The 15129-nt window shown below is 64.7% G+C and carries 13 protein-coding genes and 2 pseudogenes; 8 read left to right on the forward strand and 7 right to left on the reverse strand.

Features of this window, described 5'->3' with window-relative positions; translation table 11 throughout:
• The first annotated feature begins 62 nt into the window (after positions 1 to 62).
• The 3 genes from NBY65_RS31400 to NBY65_RS31410 all read left to right on the forward strand — a co-directional run bounded on the left by NBY65_RS31400 (position 63) and on the right by NBY65_RS31410 (position 1906).
• Positions 63 to 818, forward strand: a complete 756-nt coding sequence (locus NBY65_RS31400) for an SDR family oxidoreductase (RefSeq protein ID WP_150045207.1) — start codon at positions 63 to 65, stop codon at positions 816 to 818.
• Positions 819 to 850: 32 nt separating this feature from the next.
• On the forward strand, positions 851 to 1270 hold the full coding sequence (locus tag NBY65_RS31405; protein ID WP_150045206.1) for a cupin domain-containing protein: 420 nt from the start codon (positions 851 to 853) through the stop codon (positions 1268 to 1270).
• Between the two features lie 255 nt (positions 1271 to 1525).
• Positions 1526 to 1906 (forward strand): nuclear transport factor 2 family protein, encoded by a 381-nt coding sequence (locus tag NBY65_RS31410; RefSeq protein ID WP_150045205.1) that lies wholly within the window; start codon positions 1526 to 1528, stop codon positions 1904 to 1906.
• Positions 1907 to 2179: 273 nt separating this feature from the next.
• On the opposite strand, the gene NBY65_RS31415 is transcribed toward NBY65_RS31410, so the two are convergent.
• The 5 genes from NBY65_RS31415 to NBY65_RS31435 form a co-directional block, all read right to left on the reverse strand.
• Positions 2180 to 5338, reverse strand: a complete 3159-nt coding sequence (locus tag NBY65_RS31415; RefSeq protein WP_162530858.1) for a conjugal transfer protein TraG N-terminal domain-containing protein — start codon at positions 5336 to 5338, stop codon at positions 2180 to 2182.
• A gap of 2 nt (positions 5339 to 5340) precedes the next feature.
• Entirely contained in the window at positions 5341 to 6726 is a 1386-nt protein-coding gene (locus NBY65_RS31420) for a conjugal transfer protein TraH (RefSeq protein WP_162530857.1), read from the reverse strand.
• A gap of 47 nt (positions 6727 to 6773) precedes the next feature.
• Positions 6774 to 7706 (reverse strand): conjugal transfer protein TraF, encoded by a 933-nt coding sequence (gene traF, locus NBY65_RS31425; RefSeq protein WP_150045202.1) that lies wholly within the window; start codon positions 7704 to 7706, stop codon positions 6774 to 6776.
• Positions 7707 to 7794: 88 nt separating this feature from the next.
• Positions 7795 to 8133, reverse strand: coding sequence for a helix-turn-helix domain-containing protein (locus NBY65_RS31430; RefSeq protein WP_150045201.1), 339 nt, complete (start codon positions 8131 to 8133; stop codon positions 7795 to 7797).
• A gap of 434 nt (positions 8134 to 8567) precedes the next feature.
• Positions 8568 to 9428: a hypothetical protein gene (locus tag NBY65_RS31435; protein ID WP_150045200.1), complete on the reverse strand. Its 861-nt coding sequence runs from the start codon at positions 9426 to 9428 to the stop codon at positions 8568 to 8570.
• A 125-nt stretch (positions 9429 to 9553) separates the two neighbouring features.
• Here NBY65_RS31435 and NBY65_RS31440 point away from each other — a divergent pair, with 125 nt between their 5' ends.
• The 4 genes from NBY65_RS31440 to NBY65_RS31455 are packed head-to-tail and all read left to right on the forward strand — an operon-like array spanning position 9554 to position 11515.
• Entirely contained in the window at positions 9554 to 9832 is a 279-nt protein-coding gene (locus NBY65_RS31440) for a UPF0175 family protein (RefSeq protein ID WP_150045199.1), read from the forward strand.
• 3 nt (positions 9833 to 9835) lie between these two features.
• Positions 9836 to 10345, forward strand: a complete 510-nt coding sequence (locus NBY65_RS31445; protein WP_203330723.1) for a DUF3368 domain-containing protein — start codon at positions 9836 to 9838, stop codon at positions 10343 to 10345.
• Positions 10342 to 10542, forward strand: a complete 201-nt coding sequence (locus NBY65_RS31450; protein WP_150045198.1) for a hypothetical protein — start codon at positions 10342 to 10344, stop codon at positions 10540 to 10542. The genes NBY65_RS31445 and NBY65_RS31450 overlap by 4 nt, the downstream gene beginning before the upstream one ends.
• Entirely contained in the window at positions 10532 to 11515 is a 984-nt protein-coding gene (locus NBY65_RS31455; RefSeq protein WP_150045197.1) for a tyrosine-type recombinase/integrase, read from the forward strand. The genes NBY65_RS31450 and NBY65_RS31455 overlap by 11 nt, the downstream gene beginning before the upstream one ends.
• A 121-nt stretch (positions 11516 to 11636) precedes the next feature.
• On the opposite strand, the gene NBY65_RS31460 is transcribed toward NBY65_RS31455, so the two are convergent.
• Together NBY65_RS31460 and NBY65_RS31465 are read right to left on the reverse strand one after the other, a co-directional pair.
• Positions 11637 to 12706 (reverse strand): IS630 family transposase gene (locus NBY65_RS31460; protein WP_150045196.1). Its coding sequence is split into 2 segments (ribosomal slippage): positions 11637 to 12220 and positions 12220 to 12706, totalling 1071 coding nucleotides; the frame shifts between segments, so codons are not numbered across the junction.
• Positions 12707 to 13059: 353 nt separating this feature from the next.
• Positions 13060 to 13703 (reverse strand): annotated as a pseudogene (locus NBY65_RS31465) (transposase); the annotation flags it as partial.
• A gap of 172 nt (positions 13704 to 13875) precedes the next feature.
• On the opposite strand from NBY65_RS31465, the pseudogene NBY65_RS31470 reads away from it, so the two are divergent.
• A pseudogene (locus tag NBY65_RS31470) lies at positions 13876 to 15054 on the forward strand (IS701 family transposase); the annotation flags it as partial.
• Positions 15055 to 15129: the final 75 nt, after the last annotated feature.

The following is a 15129-nucleotide window of genomic DNA, read 5'->3' on the forward strand; positions in this document are numbered from 1 at the left end:
GCAACATTCGGGAGGACGCAATCAGGCCCGTTTCGGGTCTCCGGCCTTCGGAGGGGGAAACCATGAAGATTGTCGTCAACGGCGGCACCGGCCTGATCGGCTCAAAGACAGTCCTCATTCTGCGTCAGGGCGGCCACGAAGTGATCGCCGCCTCGCCCAGGAGCGGCGTCAACAGCATCACCGGCGAGGGGCTCAACCAGGCCATGGCCGGCGCGCAGGTTGTCATCGATCTCGCCAATTCACCTTCTTTCGAGGACAAGGCGGTGCTCGAATTTTTCGAAACCTCTACCCGTAACCTGCGGGCGGTCGAGGTCGTGGCCCGCGTCCGGCACCATGTCGCGCTCTCCATCGTCGGAGCCGACCGGACGCCCGATAACGGCTATTTCCGCGCCAAGGTCGTCCAGGAGAAGCAGATTGTCGCCTCCAGCATCCCCTACACCATCGTCCGCTCGACGCAGTTCCTGGAATTCCTCGGTGCCATTGCGGATTCGGGTGCGGATGCCAATGTGGTCAGGATTGCGCCCGGCCTGTTCCAGCCCATTGCAGCCGACGACGTTGCTGCCATTGTCGCCGAGGTGGCGCTCGCGCCGCCGCGAAACGGCATCGTCGAGATCGCCGGTCCGGAGCGGGCGCCGTTCAACGAATTCGTCGTCCGCTATCTGAAGGCGGTCGACGACCCGCGTGAAGTCGTGAGCGACCCGGAGGCCAGGTACTTCGGCGGCCGGGTCGAGGAGCATTCGCTGGTGCCGTTGGGCGAGGCGCGCCTCGGCCGCATCGGTTTCGACGAATGGCTCCGCCGCTCACAGGCCGCAGCCTGATCCCGCATCCGCCAATCAAAGGAGAGGGTTCCATGAAACGCATCGTCGGTGCACTGCTTGTCGCCACCCTGCCGCTCGGCGGCGCCCTCGCCGATACGCCGAAGTCGAAGAACGCCACGGTGACCCTCGTCTACCAGCACGAGTTGTCGAACGTTCCCGGCAAGAGCATCAAGGGCGTGCTCGTCGAATACGGGCCGGGCGGCTACTCCCCTGGTCACACGCATCCTCAATCCGCCTTCATCTACGCGACCGCGCTTGATGGGACGATCCGCAGTCAGGTCAACGACGGACCGGTGAGCACCTACAATGCCGGCCAGAGCTTCTCCGAGCTGCCCGGCGACCGCCACGGCATCAGCGCCAACGCCAGCCAGACGAAGCCAGCAAGGCTTCTTGCAGTGTTCGTGGTCGATACGAACGAGACGAAACTGACGATTCCATTTGAAAATGAATAAAAGCGTCCCGCTCCTGTTGGGAGCTTGGGGTTTGAAGCAATGTCGCTTTTTGATGCCCTGTGGCCGAAACTGTCTGCCCGCTACCGACCCTTCTCGGACCTTCAAGCCCGGCCCGCCAAAGTCCGGTGTTGGCACGAAGCCATCGATCCTGTGACCCAGCGCGTATCTCAGCGCATGTGCTAACCGTGTAGGGAACAATGATGTGCTTGGCGCGATCAGGTTGCTGTAATGCCGCGGCAGGCACGGGAGATTGAGATGGAAAATCGCGGGATAAGGGCTGCGCTCGAACGCCACTGGGCCGCATCCGATTCGAACGACTTTGTGGTCGAGCATGAGATTTACAGCGAGGATGCGGTGCTCCACTATCCGCAGTCAGGTGAACGCATTCGCGGCCGCGGCAAGATTCAAGAGAGCAGAACGGTGCAGCCGAACGAGAAGCGCTTCGCCGTCCAGCGGATCATCGGCGACGGCGACCTCTGGGTTACCGAATTTGTGCTCAGCTATGATGGCGTGCCGTCTTACACCGTGAGCATCATGGAATTCAGCGACGGAAAGGTCGCCCGCGAAACGCAGTATTTTGGCGATCCGTTTAAGCCCGGGCTGTCTCGGGCGCATCTGGTCGAATTGAATGATTGAACGTGGCTCTTGCTTCTTAAAGGGCAGAGAGAGGGGCGGAGGAATTTGATCGAGTGTCGGCTTCTGGCCAAAGCCTGCCGGTGGCTGCTGCCAGGTCGAGCCTCTGAATGTCCGCTTTGGGAGGAGGAGTGGCCGATCTCCGCACCGTGGATGGACCGCCGCTCTCCACCCATAGCGGCTCCTGGCACTGGGCACCATCCGTCAGATTTTGACCACGACAAAAAGGCAAATTGATACGCTTGAAATTTCGATCATCATCCAATTTGCCTCTCTTTACGGCGCAACACCTCTGCTGGTCGCACGCCGTGCGGCACGATCCATCGCTGACCCTGGCATGAATCCACTCGGCATCAACCCGTGCAGCCTGTTGGTTTCCGCCAGCGTCTGGAAGCGACGTGTCGCACCACCAGCATCTGCAACCTGCGCCGCAGCATCAAGCCGGTCAAGAACCTGCTCAGGATCCATTCGGGCGCCGATGGCTTCGGCTCTGACCCGGTCGGCATATTCGCTGATCATCATTGACCGGCCTGGAAATGCCCCCAGCCCCTTCGCATACCCAAAATATTCAGCCTGGGCTTCCGTCAGGCCGCCAGACCGGCCTTGTTCTCTGTAGTGCCGAATACGTTCACCATATCTGCTTTCCAAGGCACCAACCGCGCCTGCTCCGGCACCTTCGCCACTGATGGCTCCGCTGACTGCCCCGCCGACCATACTGCTCACCCCGCCGAGCACCTCTCCCGCACGGTCCAGGGCGCCATGGGTCTGCTCACCCGCGCCCGGCGTTCGGTCCCGCTCGCCTTGGACCTGATTGCCCTTGACGAAGGCGTTGGCGACTGGCGCGGCAAGTTCGGCACCTCGTTCACGCTGCCCGTCCTTATCGACTTCATGGCGTGCGCGCAATGTGCTCTCCGTGACGCGACCGACCGTCGCAGCGGCGCCCGTGAGTTCGGCCGTCACCGCGCCGGCGATGCCCCCACCAAGATGCGTGGAGGGCAGAGAGATCCCGGGCGCAACACCCGCATTCCGTTCAGCGCCGGACGGCAATGGCCGCGCCCCCCCAAGCGCCAGACTCATCACCCCATTGAACGAAGCGCGCCGTAACACGGAATCCTGGCCATTGAGCGAGGTGTCGTACGCCCCCAGAGCTACCAGCTGGCCCATGATTTCCGCCCCTCCTGCGCCACCATAGCGGGCACGCCACTGACGGCCGTACTGATTGGCCAGCGCGATTGCCCGGGCTCCCACGCCGTGTCTGGCGACCGCAGCCGTCAAGGCCTCACGCGCGCGAGGTGCCACCCGGACTGCATTCACGGCCGCCTGCGCGGACTCGGTCAATGTCGCGCCGCCACTGACCGTCTTCGTCGCCGCTTGCTGATAAGCCTCGGTGGCGCTCAAGCTGCGTGCCGCCGATTCCTCGAGAGCGCGCTGCTCGCTTTGGCTTCGGCTCGCGAAGACCGAGTGCTCACGATTGTCGCGAAGATCCTTGGCGGCGCTTGCAACCATAGAACTCTGAAGAGAAGGATTTTCAGTAAATGCCTGGCTAATGGCGCGCTCCGCCGCGGCTCTTTGTGACTCAGAGACTCCCTCTCTATTTGTGAGGCTAACGCTTCCGCTGGCGCCCATGCCCATGCCTGGTTTAGCGGAAAGTGCCCCCTCCATGGCCATACCCATGGCCACGTTTTTATCCACCTGAGCTGACGTACTGATTCGCTCGGCGAGCGATGCAACACCTGAAATCGAGTTCGCCAAGGCTTCTGTTCTCGATGCCGACCATGACTGGCCAGCAGATTCCGAGTGGCCACCACGCTCATCCACGCTGAAGCTGTTGCCGACCACCCTGGCCAGACGGCTCCGGAAATCGTTGGTCGCCGTCTCCGCCACCGAACGCGCACTCTCCACCCGGTTCGAATCAACGGCCGAATACGTCATCGCCGGGTCCACACGCTCGGACCCGGTTTGGTGCAGACCCAATGTGGGATCAATGGTGCTCAGGGGAGCCAGCGACACCTTGCTGTACTGCTGGCCGATGTCGCGCGGCGCGGCAACATCCGGCCGCAGCGTCTCACCCCCAGCCATGCGCCCGACCATCGCATCGATGCCATGCCAGGTGCCATAGGCCAGTCCCGCCGCCAGCATCGGAACGGAACTCGCCATCATCCCGCCGACGCCGATCCAGGCCAGAAGCGCCTGATCCGCCTGCAGCGTGCCCGCGAGGCTCAGGATGCCATTGCCTGCACCAACCATGGCGCTCATGGAGCCGGTCAGCGCCATATGCTCGAACAGGTTGACGAGGGCCAGCAGCGGATACCACAGCTGGATCCAGAGCAGACCTCCCAGGAATTTCCCGAGCATCGGCAGCGCGCCGGTGCCGAACAGCAGCATGATCATGACCAGGGGCATCAGCGCGTACTGGAAGCCTTCGATGAAGGTCATCATCGGCTGCACGTACATGCTGAACAGCGACGATTGTCCCATCCACTGCGCGGCCCGGTTCCGGGCCGCGTCGGCGATCATCGTGGCATATGAGGCGCTGTATGTGGACTCAGCGGACTGCGCCAATGCGTCGAGGAAAATTGGCACCAATGCACTGGTCATGACAAAATCGACCACGCTGGTCGTGCCGAGACCGATCCCGTTGAGCGCATCCGAGATGATGGTGACCGCTTCCGCCGACGACCCGGCATGCCCTCCCAGGACGGGAGCGATCTGGGCCAGGAACTGTGGGACGAAGCTCGTTGCCGTGAAATTCCGAAGCTGCGTGAACGCGTTGGCGCAGTCGGTGTTGGTGGGGCTGCCGCCGATGTAGATCTCCGTGCCGTTCACGCTGGAGTTCAGCTCGAGCGCGGCGACGAAGCTCGGATTCCGCATGATCGCCTCGACGCTGGTGAGGCGCAACTCGATCGCCGGGACCGTGCATTCGGAGATATAGTTGACCCAGCTGCTGTAGACATCCGCCCCCGCAACCGGCGCGTTGGCAGCGCCGAAATTGCTGACGCTCATGGTGTGGATGCGGACCTTCTTGATGGTTTCCAGCGAGGCCTGGAAGCCGTGCTGGAGCATCGAAGGCGTGGAGAACGCCGTCTCGAAATGCTCGGTCAGCTTCATGCCCAGCAGCGAGAGAAAGGAGCCACTTGCCGCGAAGCCCACCGGCACACCGGCCTGGGTCACGACCGCGCCAGTGGACACGCTCTCGATTGCCACGGTTACCGGCGTGGCGAACACCAGGCCGTACAGAATGAAGGCGATCAGCAGTTCCTTGAAGTCGATGCTCAGGCCGCCAGCGCGCAGGCTGCGGAACATCACTACCAGCGCGCCGATGGCCGTGGCAATCCGGGCGGTGACCATGTAGTCGCCGCCCCCCGTGAGCATGACGATGCCCTGCAGGATCTGCTGCAGAAACGCCGTGTCGCCGATGGCGTAGATGGTCCACATTGTCAGCGGGCCATACCGGTATTGGTGATGGCGTTGCCGAAGCCGCGCGGCAGCAGCATGGTGGCCCCCATCAGGCTCTGGTAGGTCGACACCACCGTCGTCAGGCTGCCCCATCGCGCCTGGTGCAGCTGCTCCTCGCTGCGCACCGCGACCCAGCTTTGCTCGATCAGCGCCGCCACGTCCTTGGCGCGGGTATCCTGCGACACCGCGACGGACGCCCGTACCGCGCGGAGCATGTCATGGACGAGGCTCTTGGCCATCAGACCGGCGATATGCGGCGCCGTGTCCTCAACCAGGCTCTTCGCGGCGTCCTTGCTCTTCGACGACAGACGAATGACCAGCCCGCCCAGTCCATTCGGCAACAGGCCGAGGACCGCCTGCTCATCGTTGGTGAGCGCCACGCCGCCGCCGACCTTGTCGATAATCCCACCCGAGCCGGATGTCCCCTCGAACGCGTTCAGGATCATCGTCTTGAACCCGGTAATCCTGACCGTGGAAGCGGCCGGATTGAGGCAACCATCCTCATCCGTGGTGTCGCAGGCCAGGATCGACACTATCCCACCATCGATCAGGGACTCGATCAGGTCAGCGCGCCCGGTGATCGTCTTCACGTTCAGGTTCTGCGTTCCGGCCCCCTCGGTATCGTCGGCGAGATCGCCAACGATCACGGTGCCACCGATATTCATCAGGATCTGCAGGAGCGCGGTATCACCGTAGTTGAACCAAGCGCTGGCGTTCTGCTTCTTCAGGGCGCGCCACGTGACATTGCCCTGGATCCGTTTGGCGGCGTCCGTCGGCGCGCCCGAGAGCACGCGCTCCACCGGGTTACTCCCCGAGGTCGTGGAGAATGCGTCAAAGGCGTCACTGGCAACACCCCGCACCATGCCGATCAGTGAGGCCTTGGTGTTGTCCTGATCCGTGAAGGCGCTGGCAGCATCGTTAACGATGCCCTGCGCCAGCTGGCAGCTGTTGCTGAACTTGGACACCCATTCCTGGATCTTCCGGGCCAGCGTTTCGATTGTATTCATGCAGGTCGGACACATCGCCTGCATGGCCAGCTGAAACGCGTATCCCGACGCATTGGACGCAATGGCCTTCAGCAAGGCCTCGAACTGCGCGGCGTTGATAAACGAGAACGACCCGGCAAAGAAGTCGATACCGCCGCACCCTGCCTTGAAGGAGGGCGGCGTGATCGAGACGAGGTTGGCGTTGACGATGCGGTTGCTGACCGCGACCCCACCCCCCGAAATCACACCACGGCGGGCTGTGCTGAACACGGAAGGTGGCGTGGCACTGGCCATGGCGTTGAACATGCTGTCCATCTCATGCGCGAGATCGGCCATCGCCACGCGCGGCACTGACCATGCCAGTACCAGAAAGACGACCAACCGGTGCACTTGCTTCCGCATCTCTGCCGGTCTGGGGGATGGCACCGTCATTGGCTGTCTTCCATGCGGGCCGCGATGTAGCCAGAGAACTTTTCCGGGTCTTCCAGCAGGTCCGGTGTGATGCCGTTCACCAGAGAGAGGAAGGACCGTTCCCGCACCGGGCGTGTTGCCCGGTAGTCATCCTCGCTGATCCAGCCGGCGAGGCGGGCACGGAGCAGCGTCCGCTCCGCGATCGCCGGCAGGCTCAGAACGCTCTCGGACAGGACCAGGAATTCGCTGGGGGGCCGCATCAGCACGAGCGCCGGCGCGTCCTTGACGCCCATGCGCTGCGCCTGCCCCGCGTCGGGAGCCCATGCGCGCAGGGGCACCCTCGGCATGGGTTTCCCGTCGAGCGAAACATAGAGCACGGTGAAGCCGTACAGCCGCTGGGCGGCCTCCAGGCTTTCGACCTGCGTGCCGCACAGCGGGCAATCGGAACGAAAGAAGTAGACGAGGCCGACCGTCTGGGCCAGTGATCGCAGAAGCATCTGGGTTGCGGCGCTGGCGATCTCATTGGCGGTGTTGGCGCCCACGCTGTCCAGGGGCCGCTCGGTATTGGCGTCGAGCGCCGGCGTGGTGGCGATCACCTCCTGGAAGGTCCGCCGGAACGCCGTTGACTTGTCCATCATGATTCGCTGCAGGACCAGGAAACGCCGCACATTCTCGGGCGTGGGATTGTCGATGGCCGCATCACGGTAGGTGTCGAGGTTCTGGCGAAACCAGGCAACCGACAGCGGCAAGGGCTCGGCCCGCGTGGATGGCGTAACGGACGGCTGAACCGGCGGCACAGGATTCACCGCAACGGGCTTGGGTGGGGGCGATGGCGGCAAGGGAGGGTCCGCCGGCTCAGCAGCCGGATCCCGATACCAGAACCACCCTTCGCGGCCGCGACTGAGCCATTCACGCCCGGGCAGTTCTTCTTGCGCTCCGGCGACATCCAGTTCAACTGACGGGTGACGCTATCACTAATTACGTATTAGCAACAAAACTCTTCAGTAAAAATCTGCAATGAAACCTGCAGGCTCCTCCTTATGGTTTCCGTACCGCCGCTCCCGCAGCACCAGCCCGCGCCAGCGCCGCGTCGGCCAGCCGGACCTGCAGCAGCCGCGCGATGTCGTCGCTGCGGAAAAACAATGAACGGCACCCCGGCAGCCGCACCGGCACGAGCACCCCGCTCTCGATCCAGCGTCGGATCGTCCGGTCGGAGCGGCCGAAGATCCGCCGCACCTCACGCGCCGGCAGCAGCGCCGGAAGCGCCGGCGCTGCTGCCGGCGCCGCGGTGCTCTCGCCACCGGTCGGTGGACTCGCCGGTGCGGGCATCGCTCCGGCATCGCCCGCACGCTCATTGCTCTGTTCCTGGACCGGCATGCCGCTTCGCCGGCCGCCAGGAGCGCGTGGCCTGCGACGTAGAGCGGAAGACTTCACTGCCACTGAGCGGTACTTTTGGAGATGGCCGGACCAGCAGCAACTAAGCTGAACAGCACATCTTCGGTCTTGTCGAAACGGTAGAAATTGCGGCTGCTGATCTGGGTGCTCGGAGCCCCTGCGCCGGCCGACCGACTCCGCCGTGATGAGCCGCGGCGTATCGGTGGTGCTGATGCCGGCCAGCTAGGAAACGCCACAGCGCCCAGCGGCACGTCATGACCTTGCATACCATCGGTTTCGGCCTGAGGCCTGCGGACAGGGCGGGAGCGTGCGGTTGGCATGGGTCATCGATCGCGCCGCGCCCAGCTGCCCGCCAGTGAATAGCGCTGCAGAAATTCAGGAAAACTCGTCGGCGGCAATTCAGACTGCTCGTGCTTCTACTGTTCGTGCTGAGCGGCCCGTTGGCGGTTCGCTTCCCCGAAATGCCGCAGAGCCGTGCCGATCTCAGCTCTGTGAAAGGGCGGGGTTAGCAATGCCAGCGCATCGAACACGAAGGCGCCGAACTGGCCGTGCTTCGCGCTGACCGTGGACGGCGGCGCACCGTGGTGCCGTGCCCAGAGGTGGGCAAGGCCTTCAATCCCAAACATCAGTGGATCCGGCGTCTCTGGAGCGCCACGGCGTATCTCACCCTGAGCGGCCGCCACATCCGGCAGTCCCCGCGCCAAACTGCCCAATACGTCCAGGCAGATGCCCAGTCGCTCCAGAAGCTCCGGAGCACGACTGAAGACCGGCTTGGTGAGTTTCAAGCCTTCCAACTCAACGGTCTCGGGCGGACGACCGTCGAGCGGCAGCTGTGCCGGCCCGATCGCCTGCAGCAGCAGTCGCGGATCTATGTCCAGGAGGTGAGCGTGCAGGCGCCGGGCCGCCTTGGCGGCTGCCTCCAGCTTGTCACGTCGCGAGGCAGGGCGGCCATAGGCTTCATGCCCTGCGCGGTAGCGCGCGGTGTTGGCCAGTACGTTTTGCAAAGCAGCACCGGCTAACGCGATACCAAGATAATTGATAGCCAGCTGTTCCAAAATTGCCGAAGAATTATCTGCAGCCTTGGCAAGGCCCGCAAGGTAGCTATCAATTTTCGCCAGTGCCTTGTCGTGCTGACCGGTGTGGCTGAACGCCCGCGTGTAGCGAATCTTCAGTTCATTGAGCTTCACAGGAGGGCCCTGGCAGGCCTTGTTATGAGAGATCACCCGAAGGCGCAGCTCGTGGATCAGTTCCGGGGTGTAGCTTGGACGCGCCATCATTCTTCCCCTGCAACTTCAGGGCATCATCTTACTCCCGGATGTCACGCATGATAACGTCCTTTATAATGCGCTAAGCCTTGCCCCGGCGCACCGCCGCAGGTAGGGTCCGACCCTGGAGGCTCCCCATGCCCGACGACGCCCGCATCGTGACCGTGCACATCCCGGCCGTGCTCGCCGACCAGCTCGGCGGCCCCGGTCCCGCGCTCGACCGCCAAGCCCTGGAGGCGCTCGCCATCCGGGCCTACCAGGTCGGCACCCTCACGGCCTATGAGCTGCGCCAGACCCTCGGCATCGCGACCCGCCACGAGCTTGACGCCTTCCTCAAGACGCGCGGCGTCTACGAGCCGGTGACGCCGGAGGACCTCCAGCGTGACCTCGAAGACCTGCGAGCGTTCCGCGCCTGAGCCGTGCCGGGCATCGTCGTCGCGGACGCGGGTCCGCTGCACTACCTCGTCCTCATCGGCCACATCGAGGTGCTGCCCCGGCTGTTCGGTGCAGTGTCGGTCCCCACGACCGTTGCCGACGAGCTGCGTCACCCGAATGCGCCGGACGCGGTGCGCGCATGGGCGGCCGCCCCGCCGCCCTGGCTCGCGGTGCATCCAGACTCTGCCGAGCCGACCGAGGATCTGCGGCGACTGGATCCCGGCGAACGCGCCGCGATCGCGCTGGCGCACACCCTCGGCGCCGGGCTGCTCCTGATCGACGACCGCGCCGGGGTCGCCGTGGCACGCCAGCAAGGCTTCCGGGTCACCGGCACCCTCGGTGTATTGGCCGACGCCGCGGCCGAGGGGTTGCTCGACTTGGCCGCAGCCTTCGCCGCGCTGCGCGCCACCAACTTCCGCCACGCGCCGGCCCTGCTTGACGCGCTGCTTGCCGCGGATCGTGCGCGCCGGGGTGAGCCGGAAGGTGACCGATGATCGCGCGGTGGTCCTACCGACCTGCACAGCCGGGTGAGCTGGCGCAGGCGATCGCCGAAGCCAAGGCCGCGGCGCGCGCCGCCGGCCTGACGGATGTCGATATCGACGCCGAGCTCGCGGCCTACAACGCCGAGCGGCGGGACGCACCGCCGACGCGGATGGGCGACCGCGATCGGGAGCCGTCCGATGGCGCATGACCTGGTCCTCGCCGACCACCGCTCCCCTGCCTTCCCCGGAGCGTCGGTCGTGCCCGGGCTCGTGGTTGACGCCGGCGAGGCGGTCGTGCAGCGCTACGTGGAGTTCTTCGCGGCGCAGATCCGCAACGCCAACACGCGGGCGGCCTACGTCCGCGCGGCGTCGGATTTCTTCGGCTGGTGCGGGCGGCACGGCCTGGCGCTGGCCGCCATCGGGCCGATGCACGTGGCGGTCTGGGTCGAAAGCCTCGGTCAGGCGGGGCTGTCGGCGCCGAGCGTAAAGCAGCGGCTCGCGGCGATCAGGATGCTGTTCGACTGGCTGGTGGTCGGCCAGGTGGTGCCGCACAACCCCGCCGCCGCAGTGCACGGGCCGAAGCACAGCGTGGCCAAGGGCAAGACCCGGATGCCGACGCGAGAGGAGGCGAAGGCGCTGCTCGCCGCCATCCCGACCGACGGCGTCGTCGGGCTGCGTGACCGGGCGCTGATCGGCACCCTGTTCTACACTTTCGCCCGGGTGGGCGCGGCGACGGCGATGCGCGTCGGCGACTACTACCCCGTCGGCCGGCGCTGGTGGGTGCGGCTGCGCGAGAAGGGCGGCCGGTATCACGAGATGCCCTGCCACCACGCGCTGCAGGACTGGCTCGACGCCTACCTCGCGGCGGCCGGGATCGAGGCCGACACACGCGGCCCGCTGTTCCGCACCGCCGCGGGCCGGACGGGCCGGCTGACGGCGGCGGCGATGACGCAGCCCGACGTCTACAGGATGATCGGGCGCCGGGCCACGGCCGCCGGCGTCGCCACCCGGATCGGCTGCCATTCCTGGAGGGCGCGCGGCATCACCGCCTATTTGGAAAATGGCGGACTGCTGGAGCATGCGCAGGCGATGGCGGGCCATGCCAGCGCGCGCACGACCAAGCTCTATGACCGCCGCGGCGAACAGGTCTCGCTCGATGAGGTGGAGCGGATCACGCTTTGACCGACTTGGCTGATGGCATTGCTGCTGGCTGTCTTACCAAAAGATGGCTCTACTGGTCGTTGCGGATATCGTGGAGGCAATCGTGGACGGGTGGCTGTCTGTGGAGCTGATACCAGCCGCCTTAAATTTTGACCGATGCCCAGGCACGGTGAGTGATGGACCTGATGGTGTGTGGGGTAGCCATCAGAAAGTTCCAGGCATCCAGGCACGCGGCCAGGATGGCATTGTAGCTGTTCCATACGCGCAGACTGAGCTTGTTGGCCCGCAGATATTCCCAGACGTTTTCCATCGGGTTCAATTCCGGCGCGTAGGCTGGCAGGCGCAGCAGGCTGATGTTGTCGGGAACGGGCAGACGCTGGCTGGGCTGGTGCCACCCGGCCCCATCGCAGACCAACACAGCGTGCGCGCCGGGTGCCACCTGACGGCTGATCTCGATCAGATGCTCGGCCATGGCTTCGCTGTTGACCGCCGGCATGATGATCGCGGCGCCAACAGCTCGTTCGGGGCAGATGGCACCGAAGAGGTAGGCCGAGTCATGACGATTATCGCGTACCGCCACCGGACGCGAACCACGCGGCGCCCAAACGTAGGTCAGCGTACCTTGCTGTCCGACCCTGGCTTCATCCTGAAACCAGATCTCGATCCGCTTGTCGGCGGCACCCGATGGCAGCGCTGCGGTTACCAGGTCGGCGAAGTTTTTTTGAAAGCCTCCTGGGCATCAGCATCTTTCTTGGGATGGCAAGGCCGCGGCTTCAGGGGCACCAGATCCAGCCGATGCAGCAGCTTGCCAACCGTACGCTCATGGATGTCCACCTCGTAGCGGGCGGCGATCTGCTCGCGGAGGTCAATGCAGCGCCAGCGAACTACACCGTCGCGTTCCGGTTCCGGACCAGCCACCACCAGCGCTTTCAGCTCCTGCATCTGTTCCGCTGTCAGCACAGGTGGCCGGCCTTCGCGCGGTTGGTCTGCCAGTCCGGCAATCCCCTCCGCATTATAGCGGTGCACCCAATCCCGCAGCGTCTGCCGGTCCATCCCGCCGGCCGCCGCCGCCTCGGCCCGTGAAGCGCCTTCCAGGACCATCGCCAGTGCCAGCAAGCGACACGACACACGCCCATCCCGCGTGCGCGACGCCTCGCGCCGCAGGTCAGCCGCATCGAACTCCCGTCGCGTGATCGTCACCGCCCGGCCCATGCCCCCTCCCGTCGTTTGACCCGACGACCAGAGTGAACCAAACCAACGCCAATTCGAAAACTCACATAAGAGTCAACACTTTGGGCGGCTGGTATGACACTGTCCCGGTTCACTGGAGCTGTTCCCCTTGGAGTGGGTGAGGACAACGGATGAGGGCAAGCCTCCCTTGCTTACGTCCGGTTGCCCGCCAAGCCATATTGCGCGACATTTGAATCCAGTACGGCAACGACTGGACGTGAAATGGTGGCCGCAAGCCGAGGTTCAGCATCCGGAACGCTTTCGTTCCGCCCGAAGAGTCGCCGCGTGTGAACACGGAAGCCGATACCTGCCGCCTGTTCGTGGTGCCCCGCCTGCAGGCGCCGGAGCCAGAACACGATCGTTCGGCCGGTTGAGCGACTGGCTGGACGCAGGAGGGTGGCAATCATTCGCCCTTCGCCGTCGAACACCACGATGAGCTGGAAGCCGTATTCCTCGTGATGGACGTTGAACAGGCGAAGCTGCTGGCCGCCATGCACGGCATCGAAGGTTGTCGTCCATGTCGAGCACAATGCGTGCGCGGCACCTGGCGGAAGCTCTGGCAATAGTGGTCGACCATGGCGCGGCCCATGCGCAGCAGGGCATGGCGGTCGGGCAGGTTCTCGGTGCGTGAGACGGTCGATTGCGAGCACAGGTCGCCATGTTCAGGCAGCCGGTCCATCGCCAACTTGAACAGCGGGTCGGCGCGCAGGCTGTCGGCGTCGTTGCCGCCCTCGTAGCCCGCCGCGATCATCAGCATGCGGAAGCGGAGGATCTCGTCGAGGCCATGCACGATGCGCCCCGGCGTGCGCGGGTCATGGATGCAGGCGGCGAGGCGCTGGGCGATCCCCAGGCGCTGCTCGACTTCCCGCAGTACCAGCAGGCCGCCATCGGAGGACATCAGCGCGGCGTCGAACCGCGCCTCAATCGGTCGCCCGCAGATCGGTGACAGGCCGGGTAGGATGGGGGTAGGCTCGGTGATGGCGGGCATGGTGCGTCCGGGATCGGATGGGAGTTGGCGTCGACACCCGATTCCTACATCAAATCAGCGGCTTGTCCCCGTGCCCGCCAACTCTCATGAATTTTCCCGGCTAGCATTACAGTTGCTTTTTTCTGTTCCCTCTCCATGTGTGATGCGCTGGTGGGAGGAACGGATGAGCAGTGCAGGCATGGAGACGACGCTCGAACTCTGGGCGTCGTCGCTGCGGGATGTGAAAGCCCGCATGCGTTCTCTGTTCACGCAGGACCGGGTGGCGGCCTCTGCGGGGCAGTTCCTGGATGGGTTGCTCGGGCCTGAGCGGCGCAAGACCGGTTGGATGCGTGCCGAGGCGGCAGGCGATTCGGGCCCCTGGCGGCAACAGGCCATTCTCGGTCGTGGTCGCTGGGACGCCGACGCCTTGCGCGACATTGTACGCGACTATGCGCTGGAGACGCTGGCCGACCCGGAAGCGGTGCTGGTGATCGACGAGACCGGCTTCCTCAAGCAGGGTAAGTCGTCTTGCGGGGTGGCGCGGCAATACACCGGCTCGGCGGGCAAGATCACGAACTGCCAGATCGGGGTGTTCGCCGCCTACGTGTCGCGCCATGGCCACGCCTTCATCGACCGTGCCCTCTACCTGCCGAAAGCCTGGACCGACTCCCCGGCGCGCCTTACGGCCGCGCATGTGCCGCCCGGGGTGAGCTTTGCCACCAAACCGCGGTTGGCGATGGAGATGATCAGGCGAGCCATTACCGCAGGCGTACCGTTTGCCTGGGTGGCGGCGGATACGGTCTACGGCGTGGGCGAGATCGAGATGGCGCTGCGCAAGGCGGGCAAGGGTTACGTGCTCGGCGTCAAATCGAACCAGACCTTCCAGTCCTGGATCGGCAAGCCGGAGATATCGGGCACCGCCGAAGACATTGCGAAGGATCTTGCCCCCTCCGCCTGGAAGCGCCTCTCGGCGGGCGCGGGCACCAAGGGAGCGCGGCTCTATGACTGGGCCTACTTTGAACTGGCCGACCTCAAGGCGGCCGAATACGACGATAGCCAGAGTGGGCTCTGGACCCGCGGTCTGCTGATCCGGCGCAACATCACCGACGGCGAATATGCCTACTTCACCACCTGGTGCCCGGCCGGAACCGGCATCGAGAGGTTGGTGACCGTCGAAGGCCAGCGCTGGACGATCGAGGACAGCTTCGAAACCACGAAGAACGAGCTCGGTCTCGACCACAACGAAACCAGGTCCTGGCACGGTTGGCACCGCCACGTCTCCCTGGTGATGCTTGCCTTCGCCATGCTGGCGACCATCCGCCACCATGCCAACTGCCTGCCACCCCCAAAAACAATCCTGCGGACAGCAACAAACCTGCCGAGCTCATCCGCTGGTCCATGCAGGAAATCCGACGCGTCGCCACACGTCTTGCGCAAC

Origin of the sequence: Rhodovastum atsumiense, from assembly GCF_937425535.1 — a bacterium.
GTDB classification, from domain to species: domain Bacteria; phylum Pseudomonadota; class Alphaproteobacteria; order Acetobacterales; family Acetobacteraceae; genus Rhodovastum; species Rhodovastum atsumiense.